Annotated in this window: 19 protein-coding genes and 3 pseudogenes; 8 read left to right on the top strand and 14 right to left on the bottom strand. The window is 66.5% G+C overall.

Features of this window, described 5'->3' with window-relative positions; all coding sequences use genetic code 11:
• Positions 1 to 144 precede the first annotated feature (144 nt).
• The 14 genes and pseudogenes from N0A20_RS06770 to gmd all read right to left on the bottom strand — a co-directional run bounded on the left by N0A20_RS06770 (position 145) and on the right by gmd (position 16,020).
• The gene (locus N0A20_RS06770; RefSeq protein WP_260583153.1) at positions 145 to 354 is read right to left on the bottom strand and encodes a hypothetical protein; all 210 of its coding nucleotides are present in this window, start codon (positions 352 to 354) and stop codon (positions 145 to 147) included.
• Positions 354 to 4,583, bottom strand: a complete 4,230-nt coding sequence (locus N0A20_RS06775) for a translocation/assembly module TamB domain-containing protein (protein WP_260583154.1) — start codon at positions 4,581 to 4,583, stop codon at positions 354 to 356. Before N0A20_RS06775 ends, N0A20_RS06770 begins: the two co-directional genes overlap by 1 nt.
• A pseudogene (locus tag N0A20_RS06780) lies at positions 4,583 to 6,915 on the bottom strand (autotransporter assembly complex protein TamA). Before N0A20_RS06780 ends, N0A20_RS06775 begins: the two are co-directional and overlap by 1 nt.
• A 178-nt stretch (positions 6,916 to 7,093) precedes the next feature.
• Positions 7,094 to 7,735, bottom strand: a complete 642-nt coding sequence (locus N0A20_RS06785) for a glycosyltransferase (protein WP_260583155.1) — start codon at positions 7,733 to 7,735, stop codon at positions 7,094 to 7,096.
• A gap of 516 nt (positions 7,736 to 8,251) precedes the next feature.
• Positions 8,252 to 9,169 (bottom strand): NAD(P)-dependent oxidoreductase, encoded by a 918-nt coding sequence (locus N0A20_RS06790; RefSeq protein WP_260583156.1) that lies wholly within the window; start codon positions 9,167 to 9,169, stop codon positions 8,252 to 8,254.
• Positions 9,162 to 9,611 carry a dTDP-4-dehydrorhamnose 3,5-epimerase family protein gene (locus tag N0A20_RS06795; RefSeq protein ID WP_260583157.1) on the bottom strand — a complete coding sequence of 150 codons (450 nt, stop codon included), beginning with the start codon at positions 9,609 to 9,611 and terminating at the stop codon, positions 9,162 to 9,164. The genes N0A20_RS06790 and N0A20_RS06795 overlap by 8 nt, the downstream gene beginning before the upstream one ends.
• Before the next feature lie 15 nt (positions 9,612 to 9,626).
• Positions 9,627 to 10,754, bottom strand: a complete 1,128-nt coding sequence (gene rfbG, locus N0A20_RS06800; RefSeq protein WP_260583158.1) for a CDP-glucose 4,6-dehydratase — start codon at positions 10,752 to 10,754, stop codon at positions 9,627 to 9,629.
• A complete protein-coding gene (gene rfbF, locus N0A20_RS06805) occupies positions 10,748 to 11,533 on the bottom strand; it encodes a glucose-1-phosphate cytidylyltransferase (protein ID WP_260583159.1) in 786 nt (261 codons plus the stop codon). The genes rfbG and rfbF overlap by 7 nt, the downstream gene beginning before the upstream one ends.
• Positions 11,534 to 11,654: 121 nt before the next feature.
• The gene (locus N0A20_RS06810; protein WP_260583160.1) at positions 11,655 to 12,266 is read right to left on the bottom strand and encodes a protein adenylyltransferase SelO family protein; all 612 of its coding nucleotides are present in this window, start codon (positions 12,264 to 12,266) and stop codon (positions 11,655 to 11,657) included.
• A 49-nt stretch (positions 12,267 to 12,315) separates the two neighbouring features.
• Positions 12,316 to 12,447: pseudogene (locus N0A20_RS06815) on the bottom strand (protein adenylyltransferase SelO family protein); the annotation flags it as partial.
• Positions 12,387 to 13,121 carry a protein adenylyltransferase SelO family protein gene (locus tag N0A20_RS06820; RefSeq protein ID WP_260583161.1) on the bottom strand — a complete coding sequence of 245 codons (735 nt, stop codon included), beginning with the start codon at positions 13,119 to 13,121 and terminating at the stop codon, positions 12,387 to 12,389. The pseudogene N0A20_RS06815 and the gene N0A20_RS06820, both read right to left, overlap by 61 nt.
• 54 nt (positions 13,122 to 13,175) lie before the next feature.
• Positions 13,176 to 14,105: a GDP-L-fucose synthase family protein gene (locus N0A20_RS06825; RefSeq protein ID WP_260583162.1), complete on the bottom strand. Its 930-nt coding sequence runs from the start codon at positions 14,103 to 14,105 to the stop codon at positions 13,176 to 13,178.
• 25 nt (positions 14,106 to 14,130) lie between these two features.
• Positions 14,131 to 14,910, bottom strand: a complete 780-nt coding sequence (locus N0A20_RS06830; protein WP_260583163.1) for a hypothetical protein — start codon at positions 14,908 to 14,910, stop codon at positions 14,131 to 14,133.
• 51 nt (positions 14,911 to 14,961) lie between these two features.
• Entirely contained in the window at positions 14,962 to 16,020 is a 1,059-nt protein-coding gene (gmd, locus tag N0A20_RS06835; RefSeq protein ID WP_409574742.1) for a GDP-mannose 4,6-dehydratase, read from the bottom strand.
• Between the two features lie 196 nt (positions 16,021 to 16,216).
• On the opposite strand from gmd, the pseudogene N0A20_RS06840 reads away from it, so the two are divergent.
• From N0A20_RS06840 to N0A20_RS06875, 8 genes and pseudogenes are all read left to right on the top strand, one after another.
• Positions 16,217 to 17,214, top strand: a pseudogene (locus N0A20_RS06840) (SDR family NAD(P)-dependent oxidoreductase).
• Between the two features lie 34 nt (positions 17,215 to 17,248).
• Complete coding sequence (locus tag N0A20_RS06845; RefSeq protein WP_260583165.1) at positions 17,249 to 18,517, top strand: nucleotide sugar dehydrogenase; 1,269 nt, start codon at positions 17,249 to 17,251, stop codon at positions 18,515 to 18,517.
• A gap of 90 nt (positions 18,518 to 18,607) precedes the next feature.
• The gene (locus N0A20_RS06850; protein ID WP_260583166.1) at positions 18,608 to 19,300 is read left to right on the top strand and encodes a hypothetical protein; all 693 of its coding nucleotides are present in this window, start codon (positions 18,608 to 18,610) and stop codon (positions 19,298 to 19,300) included.
• Positions 19,189 to 19,998 carry an O-antigen ligase gene (locus N0A20_RS06855; protein WP_260583167.1) on the top strand — a complete coding sequence of 270 codons (810 nt, stop codon included), beginning with the start codon at positions 19,189 to 19,191 and terminating at the stop codon, positions 19,996 to 19,998. Before N0A20_RS06850 ends, N0A20_RS06855 begins: the two co-directional genes overlap by 112 nt.
• A 181-nt stretch (positions 19,999 to 20,179) precedes the next feature.
• Complete coding sequence (locus N0A20_RS06860) at positions 20,180 to 20,836, top strand: polysaccharide biosynthesis/export family protein (protein ID WP_260583168.1); 657 nt, start codon at positions 20,180 to 20,182, stop codon at positions 20,834 to 20,836.
• Positions 20,837 to 20,840: 4 nt separating this feature from the next.
• Positions 20,841 to 21,857: a Wzz/FepE/Etk N-terminal domain-containing protein gene (locus N0A20_RS06865; RefSeq protein ID WP_260583169.1), complete on the top strand. Its 1,017-nt coding sequence runs from the start codon at positions 20,841 to 20,843 to the stop codon at positions 21,855 to 21,857.
• A complete protein-coding gene (locus tag N0A20_RS06870; RefSeq protein WP_260583852.1) occupies positions 21,838 to 23,067 on the top strand; it encodes a polysaccharide biosynthesis tyrosine autokinase in 1,230 nt (409 codons plus the stop codon). The genes N0A20_RS06865 and N0A20_RS06870 overlap by 20 nt, the downstream gene beginning before the upstream one ends.
• Before the next feature lie 46 nt (positions 23,068 to 23,113).
• A complete protein-coding gene (locus N0A20_RS06875) occupies positions 23,114 to 24,319 on the top strand; it encodes a hypothetical protein (protein WP_260583170.1) in 1,206 nt (401 codons plus the stop codon).
• Positions 24,320 to 24,347 lie beyond the last annotated feature (28 nt).

The raw sequence follows: 24,347 nt of genomic DNA on the forward strand, positions 1-24,347 counted from the left end.
AGATGACTTGGTCGCGTTAGACGGGAGTTGCTGCCTGTGCAAGCCCCTCCCCTTCGGGGGAGGGGTTGGGGTGGGGCCAGCGAAGTTGCGCAGGGCCGCTGGCCCACCCCGCTCGACTACGGCCCGGCTATGCCGGATCAAGTCTCACTGCCCCTCTCCCGAAGGGGAGGAGGTGGACGAAGTTGCCTCCCCCGCGTCCTTCGCCGCCTTGTCGGCGGCGGCGATGTCGGCATCCATCGCCTTGGCGCGCGACTGAATCTCGTCGGCCGCCTTTTCATAGCGATCCTCGAATTTCGGTTCGTCCTTGCAGGCGGCGAGCAGCAGCAGCGGCAGGAGGAGAGGAGCGGCGCGCATCAATAATCCTTACGATACCGGACGCTGAAATTGGTCTGGCCCGACCCGCCCGCCTGGCTGAGGATCGACAGCGCCGGAGTCAGGCTGATTTCGAGCTGCGTCGCGGTATAGCCGCGGCCGTCGGTGATGACCTCCAGATAGATGTCGTTCGTGATATGCTGGTCGGCGGCGAGCGCGGTACCGCGGCCCTGCGCGTCGTCGGGACCGAGCACGCGCAGCCGGTCGATGCCGGTGGCCGATTGCAGCGCGCCGAGCGGGCTCAAACCGCCGCTGCCGCGCAGGCTGTTGAGCGAGGCGGCGAGCTGCACCGCCTGCAGCGGCGACAGCTCGGTAATCGAACTCCCGAACAATATACGCGACACGATCTCGTCCTGCGGCAGGCCGGGCACGCTCGAGAAAGCGATCTGGGGGTTCTGGGCGCGGCCCGAGACGTTGACGGTCACCGTCACATTCTCGATCGTATCGCTCGCGACGAGGCGGATCGACGGGTCGAAGGCGTCGCCGGTCGGGAAGCTCACCCTGCCCTCCGACAGCTCGAACGAACGACCCGCGAAACCCAATGTCCCGCGCACCAGTTCGATCTCGCCGGTGACGCGCGGCGCCTGTGTGGTGCCCTTCAGTGTCACGTCGGCCATCCATTCTGATTCAAGCCCCATGCCGCTGACATAGATTTCGTCGGTCGCGCGCAGGCGGATGTCGAGGCGGATCAGGTCGAACAGGCTGGTGCCGACCGAAGCGAGGCCGTCGCCGCTGATCCGGGGACGGCCCGCGGGCGGCTTGCGGCGCACACCGGTGAGCACGGGCACGCTCGCGGCGCCCTGGCGGACAATGCGGTAGCGGGTTTCGGGAAGGCGAAGGTCGCCCGAGAGCAAGGCGGTCTGCCCCGCGACCTTTTCGAGCGTCAGCGTGCCGGTCGCGCGCGCCGACAGGTCGTCGCTGCGCGCGAGGCGCGCATTGTCGAGTACCGCGTCGATCTTCATCGGATAGCCGTCGGCGGCGGCAAGGCTCACGAAGCCCGACGCCTTGACCGTGCCGTCGCCCGCGGTCGCGGTGAGCTGTTCGATTTCCAGCCGGTCGCCCGAGAAACGTCCGTTCGCGACCATGTTGGTCAGCCGCGTGCCGTAAGTGATATTCTCATAGGTCAGCGCATTACCGCGGATCACCCCGTTCAGACACGGGTCGGAGAGACGGCAGCTGAAATCGGCGGCGACCGCAATCGGCCCGCCCACACGCTGATCGCCCGACCCGACGAAGGAGAAAAGCGTGTCGGCGGGGCCGTTATAGCGGATGCCGCCGCCGAGCGGGGCGGCGCGCAGCCGCGTCATCCAGTCGCCGCTGCCCGGCGGCAGCGGACGCAGCGAGGCCTTGAGCCGGCCGATGACGCTGCCGCGCTTGCGCATCACCGCGCTCGCCTCGCCGCCATCGGCAAGCAATTTGCCCGCGAAATTGACGTCGACCGGCTGGCTGACCGTCGCGGCGGTGGTGCGGGTGAAGTCGGTGATCGTCAGCCGCGCGTCGGCGCGCGGGAAGGCGGTGCTGTTCGCCTGCTCGAAATCGAGGCTGCCGGTGGCGCGGCCGCCGAGCCCCATGTCGGGATAGACCGCGTTGAGCAGCGCCAGATTGACGCGGTCGAGGCGGCTCTGGACCATGATGCCCTCGCCGAAACGGCCCGCGAGCCGCGCGCTGCTGCCGCGCCCGAAATCGACATTGGTCGGGAGCAGTTCGTAACCGTCCTTGCCGGGAATGATGCGCGCGGGGCTGGTGGTTCGGAAATTGATGCCGGTCGCGCGGCCCTGCACCGAAGCCCGCCAAAGATTCGGCGCGAGGTCGGCGTTGGCGGCGACGCGGAAGGGCACGCCGCTCGATCCCTCGACCAGCGCCTGCGCCTTGCCCGCGCCATCCTGATAATCGATCTTCACCCGGCCGACCGCGATGTCGAATTCGCGGATGCGCGTCTGCGCGACCTGGATGTCGGCGATGACGCGCGGGCGATCGTAAAGGATGACGTCGGCATCGACGACCGCCGAGCCGATGGCGAGCTGCGCGGGTCCCGGCAGCACGACATTATTGGCGCGGACATTGATCGCCGCCGCCTGATATTTCCCCGCGGCGCTGAGGCGGACGAGGCCGCCGAGCCCCTGCCCCGAGGCGTCGAGCTGGCCGGTGAAGGGGCCGGCGGCGCTCTGTACCAGGCGGCCCTTGAAGCCGATGCCCGACAGGTCGCCGCGTTCGACATCAATGGTCAGCGGCCCCTTGGCGGTCAGCAGCACGACATCGGCGGCGAGCGGGCCGTAATCGGTCTCGCCGGTCGCGGCGAGACGGTAGCCGTTCGGGGCGCCGGTGATGCGCGCGACGAGCTTCTGGAGCCCGATGCCGAGGCCGGGGCGGTCGGCGGTGAGGGTAGCGCGCGGATCGGTGATCGTGCCGGCGAGCTGGAGGCCGAGCGGACCGTAGTCGGTCGAGGAAGCGCGCGCGGTGAGCTGGATCTGGCCGTTGGGGTCGTAGCTTCCCTGCCCGCTGGTCACGCGCATCAGCGGAGCGGTGAGGCGCAGGTTGGCGAAGCGGATGATGCCGTCGGTGCCGTAGCGCACGTCGCCCGACGCCACCGCATTGCCGCCGAGCAGGTCGCGGACCCCCGAATTGAACAGCCGGGTCGAGCGCGCGCGGACGCGGCCGACGATCTCGAAGCCGCCGTTCGCCGCGGTCTTGAGGTCGGCGTCGGTATCAATGTCGAAAATGCCGACGCTTTCGATGCGATAATCGTCGATCCGCCCGTCGATCGCGCCGGTGTAGAAGCCGCGGTTGAGGTCTGCGATCAATATGGCCTTGGCCTCGATGCGGCTGGATTTCAGACGCATATTGTCGCTGAGCAGGCGGCCGTCCTTATAGGCGAGATCGCCGTCGAGGCGGACTTGCACCAGCGTGCCACCCGCGACGGTGTCGAGCCCGCGGATGCGCGTCGCGCGGCCCGCCACGGGGATGAATATCTGGTCGGGATCGACGCGCGCCTTGCCCGACAGGTTCAGCGCCTCGATGACGATGTCGTTGACCGCGAGGCTGGCCGCGTTCGCCTGATATTCGACCGTCGGTAGGCGAAACTCGCCGTCCAGCCGCGCCTGCGCGCGCAGTCCGCTGCCGCGCACGGCGGGGGCGATGGCGCCGGGCTTGAGCAGCACGAAGGCGAGTTGCAGGGTGTCGTAACGGCTGGCGCCGAGATCGACGCCGCCGCTGATACCCAGGCGAAAGGCTTCGGACGAAACGCGGCCGTCGAGGTCGGCCTTGCGCTCGTCGAGGCGCGCGGTGAGGTCGATAGCGGTTTCGGAGCCGAGCAGGTCGGCGGCCGGCCCGGCGGCGAGCAGGCGCGACGGCCGGGCGGTGCCCTTGACCGCGAAGGTGCCGTCGCGGGCGGTCAGGCCGAGGCGCGCGAGCGGCTGGGTGCCGAGATCGCCGACGAGCGTGCCGTTCCACGCCTTCCAGTCGCCCTTGCCCGACAGCTTCGCGGTCAGCGGCTCCTTGAACCCGCCCATCGCGGCGAGCACGCCGCCCTGCGGCGCGTTGATATCCATGTCGATCGCGAGCCGGTTCGATTCGGGCACCGCGTCGAGGATGACGGCCAGCTTGTCGCCCTTCGCATCGGCGCCGATCGTTTCGGCATTGGCTGTGACCTGCGCGCGGCGGTCGGCGATGGCGATCTTGCCCGTCAGGCGCGCTTCCTGCCGCCGACCCGCGACCGGGGCTTCGAAGATGAAGCGGTCGACCTGCAATCGGGCGACATCGATGTCGATGTCGGGCAGCAGCGGCTCGCCCCGGTCGGGGACGGGCCTGAAGGCCGGAATCCGCTGCATCGTGATCGTCTGCGCGGTCGCCGAACGGATGTCGATATGATTCCGGAAATAGGCGAAGGGCCGCCAGTCGACCTTGACCTCGGGCGAGCGCAGGAAAACGCCCTTGGGATCGGACAGCGTCAGGTCGCGGATCGACATGGCGCCGAACAGTGACCCGTCGAGGCGGCCGATGCCGATCTTCATCCCGTTTTCGAATTCATATTTCTCGATCTGGGTGACGACGAAGCGCCGCCCGGCGTCGCTGTTGAGCCCGATCAGGAACAGGCCGATCAGCGCGATCAGCCCGGCAATGCCGATCGCGGTCCAGCGCGCGATGCGGCGCGGCCAGGACTGCGCCGGTTTCGGCGGCGGCGGGCTGTCGTCGAAGGCGGCATCTTCGGCCATCAGAAGGCCTGTCCGATCGAGACATAGACGCTGATCCGCGATTCGCCGGGCCGCAGCGGTCGATCGGCGTCGCGATGTCGAGGCGCATCGGGCCGAAATTCGTATAGAAACGCCCGCCGATGCCGACGCCATAGCGCAGGTTCGAGAAGTCCGGGGTCGAGCCGCGGTACACCTGCCCCGCATCGACGAAACCGACGATGCCGTAGTTGCCGAAGCGATAGCGTGCCTCGACGGCCGCCTCGTTGACGCTGCGCCCGCCGATCGGATCATCGTTCGGGTCCTTGGGGCCCAGTTCCTGATAGCCGAAGCCGCGCACCGAGCCGCCGCCGCCGGCGTAGAAGCGCCGCGACGGGGCAAGGTTTTCCCGCGAGGCGCCAAGGATCGAACCGACGCGAACGCGGCCCGCGAGCACGATGTTTTCGGTCACCGGATAATAGCCGCTGACGTCGACGCGCGCGCGGGCATAGGGCGAGAAGCTTCCGCTCAGCGAACCTTCGGGTTGCAGCAGGCCGGTGACGCGAAACCCCTTGGTGGGGTTGAGCAGGCTGTCGCTGCGGTCGATGCCGAGTTGGCCGGTCAGGCCCGCGATATAATAGACGCTGCGGTTGCGTGCGCCACGCGTGAAATCATAGTCGTCTTCGCTCGTCGCGATCAGGTCGAGACCATAGGCATAGGTGATCTTCTTTTGCCAGATCGGGGTCGATTCGCTGCTGATGCGCGCGCCTATGTGTCCGGTCAGGGCCTCGAACGCGTCGTAATCGCTATGAGAGGCTTCGGCGACCAGTGCGAAGGTGCGGTCGCGGCGCCCGGCGTTCGAGCGGCGGAAGGTCACGCCCAGCGCCTGTTCCTGCGTGCCCGCCAGCCCGCGGACGATCAGCGCTCCTTCGGGCGGGAAGAGGTTGCGGTGGGTCCAGCTGCCCTCGATGCGGATACCCTCGCCGGTGCCATAGCCCGCGCTGGCGGCGAGGGTGCGCGGCGGCCCCGCCTCCTGCGTCACCAGCATCGTGACATATTCGGTGCCGTCGCCCGCGCTTTCGCCGGTCTTTTGCGGCTCAACCGCCACCGTCGCGAACAGGCCGGTGGCGACGAGCGCCTGGCGCAGGTCGTCGGTTTTGCGGCTGTCGTAGAGTTCGCCGCGCTTGAAACGCGCCAGCAGTTCGACATGCTCGACATCGAACGCGAGCTTGCCGGTCGTCTCGAACCCGCCGAAACGCGAACGCGGGCCGATATCGACGGGCAGCGTATACACGCCGGCGGCGATCGCGCCGTCGAGCAAGATGTCGCGCTGGCCGACCACCGCGAAGGGATAGCCTTCCTCGGGCAATTTGAGCGCGATCGCAGCCTCGGCGCCCTGCACGCGCTCCGCGACGATCGGTTCGCCGACGGCAAGCGGGAAATTATCCTTGATCAGCGTCGGCGGTACGGTCGGGGCCGCGTCGATCACGATATCGGACAGCGTGTACCGCTGCCCCGGCGTGACGTCGATGATCGCGGTCAGCGGGCGGCGCTGGCGCGGGCCGGTGTTGGCCGGTGCCTGGGCGCCTGTAGACGGGGCACCCCCCTGCGCGCGTTCGCCGTCATTGCCGCCGCCGCGGTCGATGCGGGTATCGACCAGCGCGTCATAATAGCCCTCCGACGCGAGGATGCGGCGCATCAGGTCGGCGTCGGCGGTCAGGCGGGCGCGGACCATGGCGGCGTTCGCCGCCTCGCCGTCACCGTCGTGGAGCGCGGACAGATCCTCGAAGAGGTCGGCGAGGTCGGCGTGGGTGCTGTCGTCGGCGGGCGCGAGGCCGTTGACCTGGACGCTATAGGCGATCTTCACATCATCGTCGGCGGATTCGGGTTCGGCGAATTCGACCGGCTCGACGTTGAAACTGTCGAGCGGCGGCAAGGGTGCCGCGAGTTCGGCATCGTTCACCGGCGCGTCGCCGATCGCCTCGACGGGGTCGCCGTCGGCGAGCGCGGGGGTCGGGGCGGGTTCGGAGCCGGGAACGGGTTCGCCCCCGGCAGCGGCCTTCGCCGCCTGACGGCGCTCGAACTCGGCGATCGATTCGAGCGGAACGTCGAGTTCGGGGTCGTCCTCCGCCGAAATCGGCGGGATCGAACGATCGAATTCCTCATCCTCGATGATCGGCTCGACGATCGGCAATGGCGCACCGGGCGGCGGCGGCGTGGGCTTGGCCATCTCAGCTTCGGGCGCGACCGTTTCGGTGACCGGCGGCGGTGCGGGCGCGTCCTGGGCCTGCGCCGCGGTTGCGGCAAGGCCGAGCAGCGAGACCGAAAGCGCGAGCAGCGGGCGCAACGACGGCCTCGCCGCGGCCGGGCGCATCATTATGCGAGGGTTTTCAGAAATTTGCATCTGCGGACTGCCAATCACCGGCTTCTGACCCGCAGCGGTCGGCGGCGCAACCGGTTTCTGGCAGGATGCGACGGATGGATGACGGTCCGCAAATCATGTCCCCTGCCGTTGTCCGCAGCAACGTCGAGCGGGCGAAAGTGGTTCCGCGCGCTCAGCCTTCCCGGCGCAGCAGGCCGGCCATGATTTCGGCCTGGCGGTTCACCGAGAGGTTGGCGAGGGCATAGGCGCGCGCCGCTTCGTCGGCGAAATCGCCCTTTTCGAGCAGGGTAGCGAGCAGCTTTGCAAGAGCGCCGACATCGCCTTCGTCGAAGAGATGCCCCTGTCCGCCCATCACCTCGGGAATCGCGCCCGAGCGGCTGCCGACCATGGTGCGCCCGCACGCCATGACTTCCTGAATGACGCGGCCGTATTGTTCTTTCCATTTGGGCGTGCTGATCGACGGCAGGACGATGATGTCCGCCGCATTCATGTAGCGCGCCATGTCCTCATGCTTCGATTCGAAGAAGATCACCCTCTCGCGCAGGCCCAGCCGTTCGATTTGCGCCTGAAGCTGAGCGGTATAGGCCGAAGCGCCGATAAAATCGTCGATCAGGAACTGCCAGTTCCCGTCCCGGATGCGGTCGAGCGCATCGATCAGCAGATGGATGCCCTTTTCGGGCGTCTGGCGCCCGAAATAGGCGATCGTCGGGCGCGTCAGGCCAAGCTCGGCCCGCACCGCTTCGCGCACGGCGGGCAGCGGCTGGAACAGGCGCGGGTCGAAGCCGAGCGGGACCTGCGTCGCGGTCAGTCCCATCGCCTCGATCAGCGCGGTGCCGTCCTTGCTGAGCGTCAGGACACGATCGACCTTGCGCTTCGCCGAATGACGAAGCCAGGCTTTGACGAGCGCCGAGGCGATGCCGAGCGGGGCTGCGGGTTTCGGCGGCTTTCCGCAGGTCGCCGCCCAGGCTCTGCGGCATATTCTCGGCCGTCAGCGACCAGAGCCGCGCGTCCGGCGCGACCTGTTTCGCCTGCCGCACCATCATGCTCGCGGGGTCGCTGTCGCAATAGATGTGGGTGGGGCGGAAGGCATCGACGACCGCCTGCAAGCCCTGCAGCGTGTGGGTGCGCTGGTTGGTGCCGGTCAGGTCGAGCAAGGTCAGTTCGTAATTTTCCGGCGGGAAATCGGGTGTGTCGCGCCATTTTCCGCCGACGAAGTGGCGGCGCGGGACGACCAGATGAACCGGGATATCGAGCGCTCCGATCTCGCGGAACAGCGCGCGGTTCACCGGCTCGTGGCACGACAGCGAAATGGCGAGGAGGCGCGGACCCGTCACGCGGCAAAGGCGGCAATGGTACGGCGCGCCTCGTCGGCGATGCTCGCCGAAGGGTCCCAGCCGAGCGCGGCGAGGCGCGAAATATCGACGGTGAACGGGCTGCGGAAAGCGTCGGTGCCGTCGCCATAGGCGATAGCGGCGGGTTGCGGCGCGGCGGAGGCGATGGTTTCGGCCAGCGCCCGCATCGTGATCGCCTGCCCGGCGCCGAGGTTGAAGAGGCTGTTCCACCCGGTTTCGGCGCGAAGCAGCAGGGCGACGGCGGCAATGGCGTCTTCGAAAGGAAGAATGTCCCGGTAACTTCGCCCGTCGTTGCGCAGCGTCATCGCGCCGCTTTCGGCAGCCTGGCGGCACAGATCGAGGAAGATCAGCCCCGCCTGTTCGCCAAGGTCGCGGTGCGCGGGCGCGCCGACCATGTTGGTGGGACGCAGGATCGCGATGCGGTCGGCCACGTCGCTGGCGGTCAGTTCGCCCTCGACCGCAAGATGGGTCTGGCCATAGGGATGGCCGGGCGCTTTCGGCATGTCCTCGCTGTAGAGTTCGGCGGCATTGCCGCCATAAACGTGGAAGGTCGAGAAATGGATGAGCCGCTGCGCCCTGCCCTGCCGCAACGCGGCTAGGCATGCCGCTGCTGTGGAAAGCCCCTGCTCCATGGCGCCGCCGGCATCCTTGCCCGCCGCCTGCGCGCCCGGCATCGCGAGGTTGACGATCGCGTCGAAATCGCCGCCCGGCAGTTCCGCATCGACCTTGCTGTCATAATGGCAGGAGGCGATGCCCGTTTCACACAGCCACGCGGCGCGCGCGGGCGTATCCGAACGCACGGTGACCGCGACATCCCACTCGCCCGCCAGCGCCCCGGCCAGCCGCGCCCCGAAATATCCGCTGCCGCCGACGAGCAGCAGGCGGCCTTCAGCCATGCTTGAGATCCCAGTTGTAGGGAATCTTGTCGGTGAACGGGTCCATGCGGTCGATCTCGTCCGCACGGTGCGGGATCGTCGTGCAATTGGCGACGATCGCCGGATATTGGCCGTAACCCTTGAAGCCGTTCCACACGAAGGGCGGCACGGTGACGAGGCAATAATTATCCTCGCCCATGAAGATTTCCATCAGTTCGCCGCGCGTCGGCGATCCTTCGCGATCGTCGTAGAGGACGAATTTGATGCGGCCGTGAACGACCGCATAGTTGAGCACCATCTCGCTGTGGATATGCCATGCCTTGATCGCGCCGGGCTGGACGCAGGAGAAATAGATTTCGCCGAATTTCTCGAAATGCGGCGCGTCGGCGCGCAGCATGTGCATGATCTTGCCGCGTTCGTCCGGAATCTGCCGCAGCGGGGTGATGATGACGCCGTCGATCATGGTTTTTCCTTATGGTCAGGCCGCCCAGGCGAGCGATTTCGTCCGCGCCCGGGCAACATAGGTTTCGATATCGTGACGCGTCTGTCCGAGCGGATCGGCGCCGTCGGCGACCACCGCGCGATACCAGCCCGCGGTCAGCGCGACGCCGCCCGCGAAGTCTAGCGTCGGCGCCCATTCGAGCTTGTGATAGGCCTTGTCGATCGACAGGCCGAGCAGACCCGCTTCGTGCGGCGCGCCGGCTTCGGCCGCATTCACCCATTCGCCGGGCCAGTGCCTGAGAAATTCGGTCACGAGCCGCTCGACCGATCCGTTCGCCTCGACCCAGGGACCGAAGTTGAAGGCTTCGGTGACATCGGTCGGCGATTTCACCCGCGCGGTCGTCGCCGCGCCGCCGAGCAGCGCCCCGACCCACAGATAGCCGCTCAGCGATTCCAGCACATGCTGCCACGGGCGTGTCGCGCGCGGGTTGCGGATACGGATCGCCTCGCCCTTCGACAGGCTGCGCACGCAGTCGGGGACGATGCGGTCGACCGACCAGTCGCCGCCGCCGATGACGTTGCCCGCGCGTACCGTCGCCATCTTCACCGGACTGTCGGGCGCCGAGAAGAAGCTGCGGCGATAGCTGTGGGCGGCGATTTCGGCGGCCCCCTTCGACGCGCTATAGGTGTCGTGGCCGCCCATCGGGTCGTCCTCGCGATAGCCCGACAATATCTCGCGATTCTCGTAGCATTTGTCGGAGGTGACGCACACCGCGACCGCGGGCCGCCCGGCACGGCGCAGCGCGTCGAGCACATGCACCGTGCCCATGACGTTGGTCGCCATCGTCTCGACCGGATTGTCGTAGCTATAGCGAACGAGCGCCTGCGCGGCGAGGTGCAGCACATAGTCGGGCTTGTGTGTCGCAACGACATCGTCGACGGCACCGGCGTCGCGCACATCGCCGATGATGTGCGTCAGGCGGTCGGCCAGCCCGATGCTGGCGAAATGCGTCGGGCCGTCATCGACCTTGTGCGAGAAACCGACGACGTTGGCGCCGAGCGTCAGCAGCCATTCGGCCAGCCACGAACCCTTGAAACCGGTATGCCCGGTCAGCAGCACCGTCTTGCCGCGATAGGCGTCGCCGAACATCGGGCCGCTTACCACGTCTTCCAGGGCGCCTGCCCATCGGCCCATAGTTCGTTGAGCAGCGAATATTCGCGCGGCGTGTCCATCGGCTGCCAGAAGCCATTATGTTCGAACATCATCAGTTCGCGGTCGGCGGCCAGGCGCTCCATCGGCTCGCGTTCGAGGATCAGATCCTCGCGGTCATCGAGATAATGGTCGACGAAATCGCGGTTGAAGACGAAGAAGCCGCCGTTGATGTGTCCGCCCGAAACCTGCGGCTTTTCGTTGAAGCTGGCAACGACGCCGCCCTCGGTGCCGAGTTCGCCGAAGCGACCCGGCGGATAGACGCCGGTCAGCGTCGCGGTCTTGCCATGCCCCTTGTGGAAATCGACCAGCGCGCTGATGTCGACATCGCCGACGCCGTCGCCATAGGTGGCGCAGAAATGGGTCACGTCGTCGAGATAGCGGGCGCCGCGCCGAATGCGCGCGCCGGTCATCGCATCCTCGCCGGTTTCGGCGAGCGTGACTTTCCAGTCCTCGCTCTGATGCTTGTGGAACTGCAACCGGTCCTCGCCGCGCTTCGACAGGTCGACGGTGACGTCGGACGACTGGTTCGCATAGTTGAGGAAGAAGTCGCGGATGATGTCGCCCTTGTAGCCCAGCAGCAGGACGAATTCGTTGATGCCGTGCGCGGCATAGATTTTCATGATGTGCCAGACGATCGGCTTGCCCCCGATCGGCACCATCGGCTTGGGCAGCGTTTCGGAGACTTCGCGGAGACGGGTCCCGCGACCGCCGCAGAGAATCAAGGCTTTCATATGGGTGAGCTCATTCCGTTCTGATGGTCAGGATGCAGCGGAAACAATCGGTTGGTCAGGCGCCCGGTCGGTAGCCGCAAAGCCGCGACGCTGCAACGCGCTTCGAGGCCCGAGCGGCAATTCATGTGCCGCAGAAGGTGACATAGGGCGCGTCGTCCGCGGGTGCCGGTCCGGCGTAGTCCGACCAGTCGGTCCGTTCGGCATAGGGCGCACGCACGACGTCGAGCAGCGCCAGGAAGGGGGCCAGATCGCCCTGCTCCGCCGCCGCCAGCGCCTCCTCGACCTTGTGGTTGCGCGGAATGTAGAGCGGATTGACGGCGTCCATCGCGGCGGCGCGCTCGATCGGGTTGATCGGTTCGCGGTCGAGCTGCGCCCACCATTGCGCGATCCACGGCGCCATCGCATCGGGGGCCGGGAGCAGCGCCTCCATCGCCGACGAATCGCCGCGCAATATCGTCGCCAATGCCCGGAAAAACAGGGTGAAGTCCGGGCGATGCCGCTCCAGTTCGTCGAACAGCCCGTCGATCAGCGCGGCATCGCTGGAATGCGGCGCGCCGAGGCCCAGCTTTTGCCGCATCGTCGCGAGCCAGATGGCGCGGAATTGCTCGCCGACATCGGCGACCAGCGTCTTTGCGGCCTCGACATCGCCGGGGTCGACCGAATGGATCGCCGGCAGCAGGGCTTCGGCGAAGCGGGCCATGTTCCAGTTCATGATCGCCGAGCTGGTTGCCATAGGCGTAACGGCCGTTGGCGTCGATCGAGCTGTAGACGGTGTGGACCGCGAAGCGATCCAGGAAGGCGCAGGGACCATAGTCGATCGTTTCGCCGCTGACCGCGACATTGTCGGTGTTCATCACCCCGTGAACGAAGCCGATTCCCATCCATTTCGCGACGAGCAGGCACTGGCGCTCGATGACCGCCGACAGCAGGGCAAGATGCGGGTTGGCCCGTCCGGCAAGGTCGGGGAAATGCCGAAGCGAATCGTATAGTCCGACAGCTGGATGACATGGTCGGGACCGAAATGGGCGGCAAAGAACTGAAAGGTGCCGACGCGGATGTGGCTGGACGCGATGCGGGTCAGAACCGCGCCGGGATGCGCGCGTTCGCGCTGGACGCGATCGCCGGTCGCGACCGCCGCAAGCGCGCGCGTCGTCGGCACATGCATCGCCGCCATCGCCTCCGAAACGAGAAATTCGCGCAGCACCGGGCCGATCGCCGCCTTGCCGTCGCCGTTGCGCGAGAAGGGCGTCGGCCCCGACCCTTTCAGCTGCACATCGTAGCGTTCGCCGCCGGGCGCGACGATCTCGCCGAGCAGCAGCGCGCGGCCGTCGCCGAGCTGCGACGAGAAATGGCCGAACTGGTGCCCGGCATAGGCAAAGGCGAGCGGGTTGGCGCCCCCCGGCACGGAATGGCCGGAGAAGAGGCGCGCGAGCGCTTCGTCATCGGCGTCGGCGGCCGCGAGACCCAGCTTTTCGGCGAGCGTCCGGTTGAAGAGGAGCAGCTCCGGGGCCGGCGGCGCCGCCGCTCCGGCGGGGGCGTAAAAGCCTTCCATCTCGCGGTGGAAGCTGTTGTCGAAGGCGATGTCCATGAGCCTGTTCCTCGCCTTTCTATGTCGAGCCTCGCGCCCCCGAATGCAAGCGCGTCAGGCGTGGTGCGCGAGGAACCAGTCGTAGGTGGCGGCGATGCCGTCGCGCAATCCGACCTTTGGCGACCAGCCCATGGCGGCGAGCTTGGCGTTCGACATCAGCTTGCGCGGCGTGCCGTCGGGCTTGGTCGTGTCCAGCTCGATCTCGACATCGGCGCCGACCACGTCGGCGACGAGGCGCGCGAGGTCGATGATCGCGATATCGGTGCCCGAGCCGACATTGACATGTCCGGCGCCGGAATAGGTCTTCATCAGGAAGACGCAGGCGTCGGCGCAATCGTCGACGTGCAGGAATTCGCGCATCGGCGTGCCGGTACCCCACAGCGTCATCGTCCGCGCGCCGCCGATCTTCGCCTCATGCGCCTTGCGGATCAGCGCCGGCAGGACGTGGCTCGACGCGAGGTCGAAATTGTCGCCGGGACCGTAGAGGTTGGTCGGCATCGCGGAGATATAGTCGGCGCCATATTGGCGGCGATAGCTTTGCGCGAGCTTGATCCCGGCGATCTTGGCGATCGCATACCATTCGTTCGTCGGTTCGAGCGGGCCGGTGAGCAAGGCTTCCTCGACGATCGGCTGTTCGGCGAACTTCGGATAGATGCACGACGAGCCGAGGAAGCAGAGCTTGGCGACGTCGGCGCGGTGCACGGCATCGACGATATTCGTTTCGATGACGAGATTCTGGTAGAGGAAATCGGCCGGGAAGCTGTCGTTGGCGAGGATGCCGCCGACCTTCGCCGCGGCGAGGAACACCGCGTCGGGCTTTTCCCGCGCCACCCAGGCGCGCACCGCGGCCTGGTCGAGCAGGTCGAGCGTGTCGCGGCCCGCGGTCAGCACGTCGCAATTCTCGCTGGCCAGCCGGCGCACGAGCGCGCTGCCGACCATGCCGCGATGGCCCGCCACCCAGACGCGTTTGTTTTCGAGGTTCATAGTCTCTTTCTCTTCGCGGCGCCGGTTACAGGCTGATGTCGAGGCCGGCGCGGTGCGGGAAAAATTCGCGGTAGTCGAAATTGCCGTCCCAGATCGCCGGCGCGTCGCCGAGAAAGGCGCCCCACATCGAAAAGGTCGAGCGCGAGGTGACGATCAGCCGCGCGCGCGCCATGCGGGCCATCGCGGCGGCGGCCTGGCCGCTTTCGTCGAAGCGGAGGTCGGCGGCGCCGAGTCCTTCGCGCACTTCGTCGAAGCTGCCGTCGGTGAAGATGAGCAGGCGGGGGCTGGCGAGTCCCAGCTGTTTGGCCCCGGCCTCGATCGCGCCGCGGTACCAGTCGAACGAGGTGCGGGTGTTGACGTCGCCGGTCTGGCCCGGATCGGCGACGAAATCGCCGAGGCGGATATGCACGGCGATGTCGTAATCCTCGCCGGCCGGGCCGGTGCGCATGTTGGCGGCGTACCATTGACGGACGAGCGGCTGATGACCCGCGAGATCGTGGAAATAGTCGCGCAGGCCCGAATATCGGATCACGCCGTCGGTGAGCGTCGCGGCGCGCTCCTCGTCCTCGCCGACCGAGGGGCCTTGGAGGCGCGAGCGCAGCCAGTCGCCCCATTCGCCGCCGCGCCGCGCCCTTGCTACATCGGTATAGAAACGCTTGTCACGCTCGCCGCGCAGCAGCGGCCCCCATTTGAACTGCGCGAAGGTCGGGTAGACGAAGGTGCCGCCGCGCTCCTGTTGCCCGATGACCGCGCGCAGGATCGGGAACAGCAGATTGCCGAGACCCGCGCCCGGCGTCCGGAACAACCCAAAATCCACGGAACTCAGAGATGGATTATGGTACAGCATCGCGCGTGATCAGCCCGCGGCGGACGCCAATTGTCGCACGTCCTCGCGCACCATTTCGCGGCACAATTCGCGCACCGGCGTCTCGTGGCGCCAGCCGAGCTTCTGATGCGCCTTCGACGCGTCGCCGATCAGCAGGTCGACCTCGGTCGGACGAAAATAGCGCGGATCGACCTCGACGAGACAATTGCCGGTGCTGGTGCAATAGCCCTTTTCCTCGACGCCCTCGCCCTTCCATTCGAGCGCGATGCCGACGTCCTCGAACGCCCATTCGACGAAGTCGCGCACCGGGGTCGTCTCACCGGTCGCGAGAACATAATCGTCGGGTTCGTCCTGTTGCAGCATCATCCACATGCCGCGGACATATTCGGCGGCGTGGCCCCAGTCGCGTTTGGCGTCGAGGTTGCCGAGGTAGAGCCGGTCCTGCTTGCCGAGGCTGATCGCCGCAGCGGCGCGGGTGATCTTGCGCGTCACGAAGGTCTCGCCGCGCAAGGGACTTTCGTGATTGAACAGGATGCCGTTCGACGCGTGCATGCCATAGGCTTCGCGATAGTTGACGACGATCCAATAGGCATAGAGCTTCGCCGCCGCATAGGGGCTGCGCGGATAAAAGGGAGTGGTTTCGCGCTGCGGCACTTCCTGAACCAGGCCATAAAGTTCCGAGGTCGATGCCTGATAGAAACGGCACGTCTTTTCCATGCCGAGGATGCGCATCGCCTCGAGCAGGCGCAGCGTGCCGATCGCGTCGCTGTTCGCGGTATATTCGGGGGTCTCGAAGCTGACCTGGACATGGCTCTGCGCCGCGAGGTTATAGATTTCGGTCGGCCGGGTTTCCTGAACGATGCGGATCAGGTTCGTGCTGTCGGTCAGGTCGCCGTGATGCAGGTGAAAGCGCGCGCCCTCGACATGCGGATCCTGATAGATATCCTCGATCCGGCCGGTGTTGAACGACGACGAGCGCCGCTTCAGGCCATGGACGACGTAGCCCTTTTCGAGCAAGAGCCGTGCGAGATAAGCCCCGTCCTGCCCGGTAATGCCGGTTACAAGAGCGACTTTTTCCTGTTCAGACAAGAGGTTGTTCCTCATTCACTATGGGGCGGCAGGGGAGGCAATCGGTCGATTCTAAAGCGGCCCTTCCCTTCCCGCGCCTGACCCGCGAAGTCAACCGGCCTGTTCGCGCCTGCACAACTTCGCGCTTGTTCGCAGGGGTCTAGCTGTCTATCGCGGCGCTTCCGCTTGGGGGCCTACCCTCGTACAGGAGACATATGTGACCGTGCTCATCACAGGGGCCGCTCGGCTTCATCGGTTTCCACCTTGCGCGGCGGCTGATGGGCGAAGGCTCAGCCAGTCGTCGGCATCGACATCGTCAACGACTATTACGACCCGGCGCTGAAGCGCGCGCGCCTGGCGAAATTGTCCGAGGAATTCGGTGACCTGTTCACCTTTCGCCAGGTCGATTTTGCCGATGCGAATGCACTCGACGCCGCGCTCGTCGATCTGAAATTCGCCGATATCGCGCATCTCGGCGCGCAGGCGGGGGTTCGCTATTCGATCGACAACCCGCGCGCCTATGTCCAGTCGAACCTGGTCGGCCATCTGAACCTGCTGGAAGTCGCGCGCGAGCGGCAGGTGCCGATGGTCTATGCCTCCTCCTCCTCGGTCTATGGCGGCAACAAGGACTTGCCCTTCCGCGTCGAGGATCGTGTCGACCATCCCATGTCGCTCTATGCCGCGACCAAGAAAGCCGACGAATTGATGAGCGAAACCTACGCCCATCTCTATCGCATTCCGCTGACGGGCCTGCGCTTCTTCACCGTCTATGGCCCATGGGGCTGACCCGACATGGCGATGTGGATCTTCACCAGGGCGATCTTCGAGGGCACGCCGATCCAGGTGTTCAACGCCGGGGCGATGCGCCGAGATTTCACCTATATCGACGATATCGTGTCTGGCGTGGCTGCCTGCATCGCCAACCCGCCGCCCGACGACGGCGAACTCAAGGCCGGCGGCAGCGCCGCGCCGCACCGGCTTTACAATATCGGCAACAACCGGTCGGAGGAACTGACGCGGATGATCGCGCTGATCGAGGAAGCGTGCGGGCGCGAGGCGATCAAGGAAATGGCGCCGCTGCAGCCCGGCGATGTGCCCGAAACCTACGCCGACATCAGCGCGATCTCGGGCGATCTGGGGTACGAACCGACGACGCCGATCGACGTCGGCATCCCCAATTTCGTCAACTGGTACCGCGACTATCACCGGATTTGATGCCCCGCCCCTGTCCCCCAAGGAGCTGTAGAGAATGAAGATCGTCGTCGTCGGGCTGGGCTATGTCGGGCTGCCGCTCGCGGTCCAGCTTGCGAAGCATTTCGACACCGTCGGGCTCGACAGCAATGCCGGACGCATCGCCGAGCTCAAGGACGGGCACGACCGCACCGGCGAGGTCGACGCGGCGTCGCTTGCCGGTAGCGGCCTGGCGCTGACCAGCGACGCGCAGGATGGCCGCGCCGCCGACCTTTATATCGTCACCGTGCCGACGCCGATCGACGCCGACAACCGCCCCGACCTGTCGCCGGTGCGCAGCGCGACGCGCACGGTCGCGGCGCTGATCGACCCGGCCAAGACACCGACGGTCGTCTATGAAAGCACCGTCTATCCCGGCGTGACCGAGGATATCTGCGGGCCGATGATCGAGGAACTGTCGGGACTGGTCCGCGGCCGCGACTTTTTTCTCGGCTATTCGCCCGAGCGCATCAATCCGGGCGACCGCGAGCATACGGTCGACAAGATCATGAAGGTGCTGGCGGGCGAGAACGACCGGGTGACCGACCTGCTCGCGAGCGTCTATGGCAAGGTGACCAGCGGCGGAGTGTTCCGCGCGAAATCGATCCGCGCCGCCGAAGCCGCCAAGGTGATCGAGAATGCGCAGCGCGACATCAACATCGCCTTCATCAACGAAGTGACCAAGATTTTCTCGGCGCTCGACATTTCGGTGTGGGACGTGCTCGACGCGGCGCGGACCAAGTGGAATTTCCTGCCCTTCGAGCCCGGCCTCGTCGGCGGCCACTGCATCGGGGTCGATCCCTATTATCTGAGCCACCGGGCGCAGGAACTGGGCATTGATCCGCAGGTCGTGCTGTCGGGGCGCGCGATCAACGACGGCATGGCGCAGTGGATGGCCGACGAGGTCCATGCCGCGCTCGGCAAGGACAAGGCCGACATCCTGATCCTGGGCCTGACCTTCAAGGAAAATGTCCCCGACCTGCGCAACAGCAAGGTGATCGACCTCGTCCGGGCGCTGCGCGCGCATGGCCATGAGGTCGCGGTGCACGACCCGCACGCCGACGCCGGCGAAGCGCGGCACGAATATGGACTCGATCTGGCCGCCCTGCCGCGCGATGCGGCCTATGACTGCGTGATCGGGGCGGTGCGGCACGACGCCATCAAGGCGCTGACCCCGGCCGGGCTCGCGGCGATGCTGCGCCCCGGCGGACTCGTCGCCGACCTGCGGCGCATGTGGTCGCCGCCGCCCGGCGAGGCAGCGTCATCGGTCCGATACTGGTCAATTTAACCATCCGGGGGTGGCGCTCGCGCCAATATCTGCCTAATGCCCCGGTCAACGAAAATAATGGAAGTGTGAATGTCGCGTACTCGGGAGTCCTTGTTCGACCGCTGGTTTCTGGCGATTTTTCTGGTTGCCATCCTGTTATTCGGCGGTTCCGCACGGGTGGACAGCGTCGGACTGGTGATCGTGCGCACGCTGGCGATCGCCGCGATCGCCTTTACCTTGCCCGGTTGGTGGGACGAAGCCCGGCGCAGCAAGCTGGTCGATCGTTATCGCCCGCTGCTCCTTCTTCTCGGCGCGGCGGCGGCGTGGATGGTCATCCAGCTCATCCCCCTGCCCGCGGGCCTCTGGGCGATGCTTCCGGGCCATGGCGACCTCGCCGCGAAAATGACCGCCGCGGGGGTCGAGGTCGGCTGGCGGCCGCTGGCCCTGTCGCCGGGGCGCGCGATCCATTCGCTGCTCGACCTGCTCGTGCCGCTCGCCGTCGTGCTGGTGGTCGGCCGCACCTCCGACACGAGCCTGCGCGCGCTGCCGCTGCGCCTGCTCGCCTTTCTCGCCGTCGCAGCGACCTTTGGCATGCTACAATTGCTCATGCCGACGAAGGCGCTCCCTATTTCCACCGCATCACCAATGTCGGTGCGGCGGTGGGCTTCTTTGCCAACCGCAATCACCACGCGGTGTTCCTGGCGCTTTATTGGCCGTTGCTGCTGTGGTTCATCCACGGCCGGAACGACCGCGCGGGCAGCCATGCCGCCACCCTGCTCGGCGTATTGGGCGGCGTTGCCGTGATGCTGGCGATCATGGCGACCGGGTCGCGTGCCGGCCTCGCCATCGGCGGCGTCAGCTTCCTGGCGACGAGTGTGCTCCTCTATCGGATGCGGGGGGCCGCGGTGGGGACCGAATCGGCCGCCCAGATCGTGCGGCTGACCCTGCTTGGCTCGATCGTCGCCACGATCGGCGGCGCGGCCGCGATGCTGGTGCTCGGCGGCGGGTTCATGGACCGGCTGGACCAGGGCGACGTGATGACCGACCTGCGCTTCGCGATCCTGCCGACGCTGAACGGCATCATCTGGGATTATGCGCCCTTCGGCAGCGGCTTCGGCGGCTTCGAGGCGGCGTACAAGATCGTCGAACCGGTCGAGCTGCTGTCGCTGCAATATCTGAATCATGCGCACAACGACTATCTGGAGCTGTTGATCGACGGCGGCCTGCCGGCGCTGGGGCTGCTCGCCGGTTGGGGTTTCATCGTCTGGCGTGCGGCAAGGCGCGGCTGGAGCAACGAGCAGGCGGCGGCGACCGATCGCGTCGGAATCGTCGCGTCGCTGATGATGCTGGGAATTTTCGCGGCGGCGAGCCTCGTCGATTATCCGCTGCGCACCCCCGCGCTGGCGTCGATGGCGACGCTGGCGACGGTCCTTTTGTATCGCCGCCCCGATATTCCGAAAGCCCGGCGCAAGGGACAACGGACCTCGGCGGGGTTCCGCTGAGGCGGACGGCGGGTTCCGACAGGTTTGATTTTGCGGTTTCCTTTGCCGGGCGGGCGGGCTAGTCCCTCGCAAGCGGCCGGCAGATAAAAAAGGGAAGATGTTTCGGTGAATTTTCGTTTGGCTATCGCTAGCCTGACCGCCGCCTGCCTGTTGGCTAGGCTGTGGCGGTCGTCCGCAGCTCATGAGCACACCGACCTTGCAGGTTACCGACGGCAATTCGCTTCCGGCACCGTCGGGAAGCGACTTGGTTGGCGAGACGCGGCCCTATCTGATCGGCCCGTTCGACCGGCTGAGCGTCGACGTCTATGGCGTGCCCGACCTCAGCAAGCAGGTCCAGGCCGACGCGTCGGGCAAGATCCAGCTGCCGCTGATCGGCGAGGTTCAGGCGTCCAACCAGACAACCGCGGAGCTCGCCGAAGCGATCGAAGGGCGGCTCGCCCGCTTCGTTCGCCGTCCCGACGTCAGCGTCAACGTGACCGAATCGGTGAGCCAGGTGCTGACCGTCGATGGACAGGTGACCCAGCCGGGCCTCTATCCGGTGGTCGGCAAGATGTCGCTGATACGGGCCGTCGCGCTCGCGAAGGGCACCACCGAATTCGCCAAGCTGGACGATGTCGTGGTTTTCCGGACGGTCAACGGCCAGAAGATGGCCGCGCTCTACAATCTGAAGGCGATCCGTACCGGCCTTTATGACGATCCGGAGGTGTTCGCGAACGACGTCATCGTGGTCGGCGATCTCGCCCGCCCGCCGTCTGTTCAAGGATATTTTGGCGACGACGCCGCTGCTGGTGTCGCCTCTCGTCGCCCTCATCCGGTAATCTGCAGGAAGTTCGATTAATTCCATGACCGACGCAATACCCCAGCCGCCGACGATGGCCATTCCCGCGAGCCAGACCGGCGACGGCGACCCCGCCCGGCAAGGCAGCGGCTTCGCCACGGCGATGCCGTGGATCCTGCAATATTGGCGCGTCGCGCTGCGCTGGAAATGGGTGATCGTCGGCACGATCGTCGCCTGCCTGATCGGCGGCGCCATCTATACGATGCTCGCGCAACGTATCTATACCGCGAACGCGCGGATCGAGATTTCGCGCACCGAATCCAAGGTGCTCAACATAAACGGCGTCGAGCCCGAGCGCGGCGGGCGTGTCGAGCAGGAATTCTATCAGACGCAATATAATCTGCTGCGCGCGCGCTCGCAGGCGGAACGCGTCGCGAAGAGCCTGAACCTCGCACGCGACCCCGCCTTCCTCGCCGCCTTTGGCGGCAAGGCGCCGCCGTCGTCGCTGCGCGTGATGTCCAAGGCCGAACTCGATCAGGCCACCCGCAGCGTCGCATCGAAACTGGGCGGCAACGTCGTCCAGATCAAACCCGTCATCGGTTCGGCGCTGGTCGATATTTCGGTGGCGACCCCGAATCCCGAATTGTCGGCGAAGATCGCCAACAGCTGGGCCGAGAATTTCATCGCCGACAACCTCGAGCGCCGGTACGATCTCGGCGTCCTATGCCCGCCGCTTCCTCGAGGATCAGCTCAAGCAGACCAAGGCCAAGATGGAAGAGGCCGAGCGCGAGATGATGAGTTATGCCGAACGGCAGGGAATCCTGACCATCGCGCAGTCGGACAGCAGCGACCCGAAGGCGCCGACCGTCGAACGCTCGATCATGGCGACCGACCTTGTCGCGCTGAACGATGCGCTCAATCGCGCCGTCATCGAGCGCATCGCCGCGGAGGGCGCGCTGAAAGCCGCGACCGGCCAGGCGACCGCGGTCGCCGACGGCAGCTCCAGTGTCACCGCCATGCGCCAGCGCAAGGCGGATCTGCAGTCCGAATATGCCAAGCTGATGGTGATCTTTCAGCCTGACTATCCGCCTGCGCAGGCGCTCGACCGCCAGATCAAGGAACTCGACCGTGCGATCACCACCGAGTCCAATCAGGTCGGCGGATCGAGCGTCGCGGCCGCGCGTTCGGCCTATGACGCCGCGCTCGCCCGCGAACAGGAGCTGCGTTCGCGCGTCGCGGGAACCAAGACCAATCTGGTCGATGAGCGCCGCCGCAGCGTCCAGTACGGCATCCTCCAGCGCGAGGTCGATACCAACCGCGAATTGTACGACGGCCTGCTCCAGCGTTACAAGGAAGTCGGCATCGCCGGCGGCGTCGGCACGAACAATGTCGCGATCGTCGATCGCGCCCTGACGCCCGGCAGTCCGTCGAGTCCCAATCTGATCAGCAACATGTTCACCGCCTTGCTCGTCGGGCTGGCGCTGGCCGCGCTGCTGACGATCATCCTGGCGCAGATCGACACGACGGTCCGCGATCCGGCCGAAGCGCAGGATGTCACCGAACTGCCTCTGCTCGGCGTCATCCCCGACACCGACAACGAACTGGCGATCGAAGAGGTGCGCGACCGCAAATCGTCCCAGTCCGAAGCCTATCTGTCGGTCCAGACGGCGCTGCGCTTCTCGACCACGACGGGCGTGCCGAAATCGCTGATGTGCACGTCGACGCGCAAGGGCGAGGGCAAGTCGACATCGTCCTACGCGCTCGCGCTGTCGCTGCACCGGATCGGCCGCACCGCGATCGTCGTCGATTGCGACCTTCGCTCGCCGTCGGTGCATCGCCTCGCCGGGGTCGCCAACGGCGCGGGGACCAGCAACTTCCTGTCGGGCAACAACGATATCCTTTCGATGGTGCATCACGACGAATCGGACGGGCTGGCCTTCATCACCGCGGGCCCGATGCCGCCAAATGCCGCCGAACTGCTGTCGAGCGACCGCATTGCAGACCTGATCGCCGCGCTCAGCCAGCATTATCAGCACATCGTGCTCGACGCGCCGCCGGTGCTCGGTCTCGCCGACTCGCCGCTGCTCGCGAGCAAGGTCGAAGGCGTCGTCTATTGCGTCGAGGCGGAAGGCGCGCGGACCAACGCGATCCGCTACTCGCTGGCGCGCCTGCGCGCCGCCGGGGCGACCTTGCTCGGCGTGGTGCTGACCAAGTTCGACGAAAAGCGCGCCTATTATGGCTATGGGTATGAATATGGTTATGGCTATGCCGACGCGCAGCCGGGGGAATAAGACCACAGTCGGCGGCAGGAGGATCGGTCAACCGGGCGCACGGCAAATGGTGCGCCTGCCGGACCGGGGCATCCTGATCCATGGCGCGGCGATGTTCGTGCTGTGGGTGCTCGTGACCCTGTTCACGGCGTCCACGGTGATGACCTTCTACAGCGCCCCGCGCGCGCTGGCGCTCAACCCGTTCAACGCGACCGCCAAGGCGCAGCTGGCGAACGACATGGTCTATGCCACCGGCGACGCCGGCCGGACCGGCGCCGCCGCGAAACTGAGCCGCGAGGCGCTGGACGGCAATCCGACGCTGGCGACGGCCTATCGCATGATCGGGCTCGACAATGCGCGTCGCGGCAAGCCCGTGAAGCCACTGGTTCTTGCCGCGACCTATCTGACGCGGCGCGACTATGTCGCCAATCTGTGGCTGATCGAGGACGCGGTCAAACGCGGCCGGATGGATCAGGCAATGACCGACGTCGACGCGTCGCTCCGCACCTCGCGGCGCGGTCAGGCCCTGCTCTTCCCGATTCTGGCCCAGGCGGTCGCCGAACCCGAGATGCGCCCGCAATTTCAGCGGCTGTTCCGCGCCAATCCCGACTGGCTGCCGAGTTTCCTTGGCTATTATGTCAATTCGCGCGAAAAGGCGGCGCCGCTGGCGCAGATCATCCTGCCGATCCGCAAGGATTTGCCGGGCAATTATCGCGGTCTCGACCGCACGCTCATCGGCCTGATGGTCGCGCAGCAGGATTTCGACGCGGCGCGCGCCTTCGAAAGGGCGATCGCGGATCCGGTGTCCAAGGCGGGAACGCAAATCATCCATAACAGCCGGTTCGAGGCGGAAGGTCCCTACCCGCCGATCGATTGGCACCTGCTGCGCGAAGCCTCCTATGGGTCGGACATCGAAGAGACGGCGAAGGGCAATCGCCTGGTCGTCGTATCGGACCAGGAAAATCCCGCGATGGTCGCTCGCCAGCTCGTCCAGCTCGCGCCCGGCGCCTATCGTTTCGCCGCGCGCGGCCGCATGATTTCGGGCAACGACGATGCCGCGCTGCGCTGGCAGGTAGATTGCGCCGAGACCGGCGGGCCGCGGCAGCTGGCCGAACTGCGCTTCGCGCGCGGGGCGGAGCCCGAGCCGGTTGACTTCACCGTGCCCCCGGGGCCGTGCCGCAACTACTGGATCACCTTGATCGCCGGGGCCGGCTTTGGCAGCGCGTCGCTGCAGGCCGAATTCCAGTCGGTTCAACTGCAACCCGTCCGGTGAGACCGATGCTGTCGGCCCGGACCGGTCG

The sequence above is a fragment of the Sphingopyxis sp. PET50 genome, from assembly GCF_025244705.1.
Lineage (GTDB): Bacteria > Pseudomonadota > Alphaproteobacteria > Sphingomonadales > Sphingomonadaceae > Sphingopyxis.

What these genes read in the sequence shown, in the direction of transcription:
- N0A20_RS06770 (WP_260583153.1), bottom strand. Translation starts at nt 354, where the DNA reads ATGCGCGCCGCTCCTCTCCTCCTGCCGCTGCTGCTGCTCGCCGCCTGC.
- N0A20_RS06775 (WP_260583154.1), bottom strand. Translation starts at nt 4,583, where the DNA reads ATGGCCGAAGATGCCGCCTTCGACGACAGCCCGCCGCCGCCGAAACCG.
- N0A20_RS06785 (WP_260583155.1), bottom strand. Translation starts at nt 7,735, where the DNA reads ATGGGACTGACCGCGACGCAGGTCCCGCTCGGCTTCGACCCGCGCCTG.
- N0A20_RS06790 (WP_260583156.1), bottom strand. Translation starts at nt 9,169, where the DNA reads ATGGCTGAAGGCCGCCTGCTGCTCGTCGGCGGCAGCGGATATTTCGGG.
- N0A20_RS06795 (WP_260583157.1), bottom strand. Translation starts at nt 9,611, where the DNA reads ATGATCGACGGCGTCATCATCACCCCGCTGCGGCAGATTCCGGACGAA.
- rfbF (WP_260583159.1), bottom strand. Translation starts at nt 11,533, where the DNA reads ATGAAAGCCTTGATTCTCTGCGGCGGTCGCGGGACCCGTCTCCGCGAA.
- N0A20_RS06810 (WP_260583160.1), bottom strand. Translation starts at nt 12,266, where the DNA reads ATGGCAACCAGCTCGGCGATCATGAACTGGAACATGGCCCGCTTCGCC.
- N0A20_RS06820 (WP_260583161.1), bottom strand. Translation starts at nt 13,121, where the DNA reads ATGGACATCGCCTTCGACAACAGCTTCCACCGCGAGATGGAAGGCTTT.
- N0A20_RS06825 (WP_260583162.1), bottom strand. Translation starts at nt 14,105, where the DNA reads ATGAACCTCGAAAACAAACGCGTCTGGGTGGCGGGCCATCGCGGCATG.
- N0A20_RS06845 (WP_260583165.1), top strand. Translation starts at nt 17,249, where the DNA reads ATGAAGATCGTCGTCGTCGGGCTGGGCTATGTCGGGCTGCCGCTCGCG.
- N0A20_RS06860 (WP_260583168.1), top strand. Translation starts at nt 20,180, where the DNA reads ATGAGCACACCGACCTTGCAGGTTACCGACGGCAATTCGCTTCCGGCA.
- N0A20_RS06865 (WP_260583169.1), top strand. Translation starts at nt 20,841, where the DNA reads ATGACCGACGCAATACCCCAGCCGCCGACGATGGCCATTCCCGCGAGC.
- N0A20_RS06870 (WP_260583852.1), top strand. Translation starts at nt 21,838, where the DNA reads ATGGTGATCTTTCAGCCTGACTATCCGCCTGCGCAGGCGCTCGACCGC.
- N0A20_RS06875 (WP_260583170.1), top strand. Translation starts at nt 23,114, where the DNA reads ATGGTGCGCCTGCCGGACCGGGGCATCCTGATCCATGGCGCGGCGATG.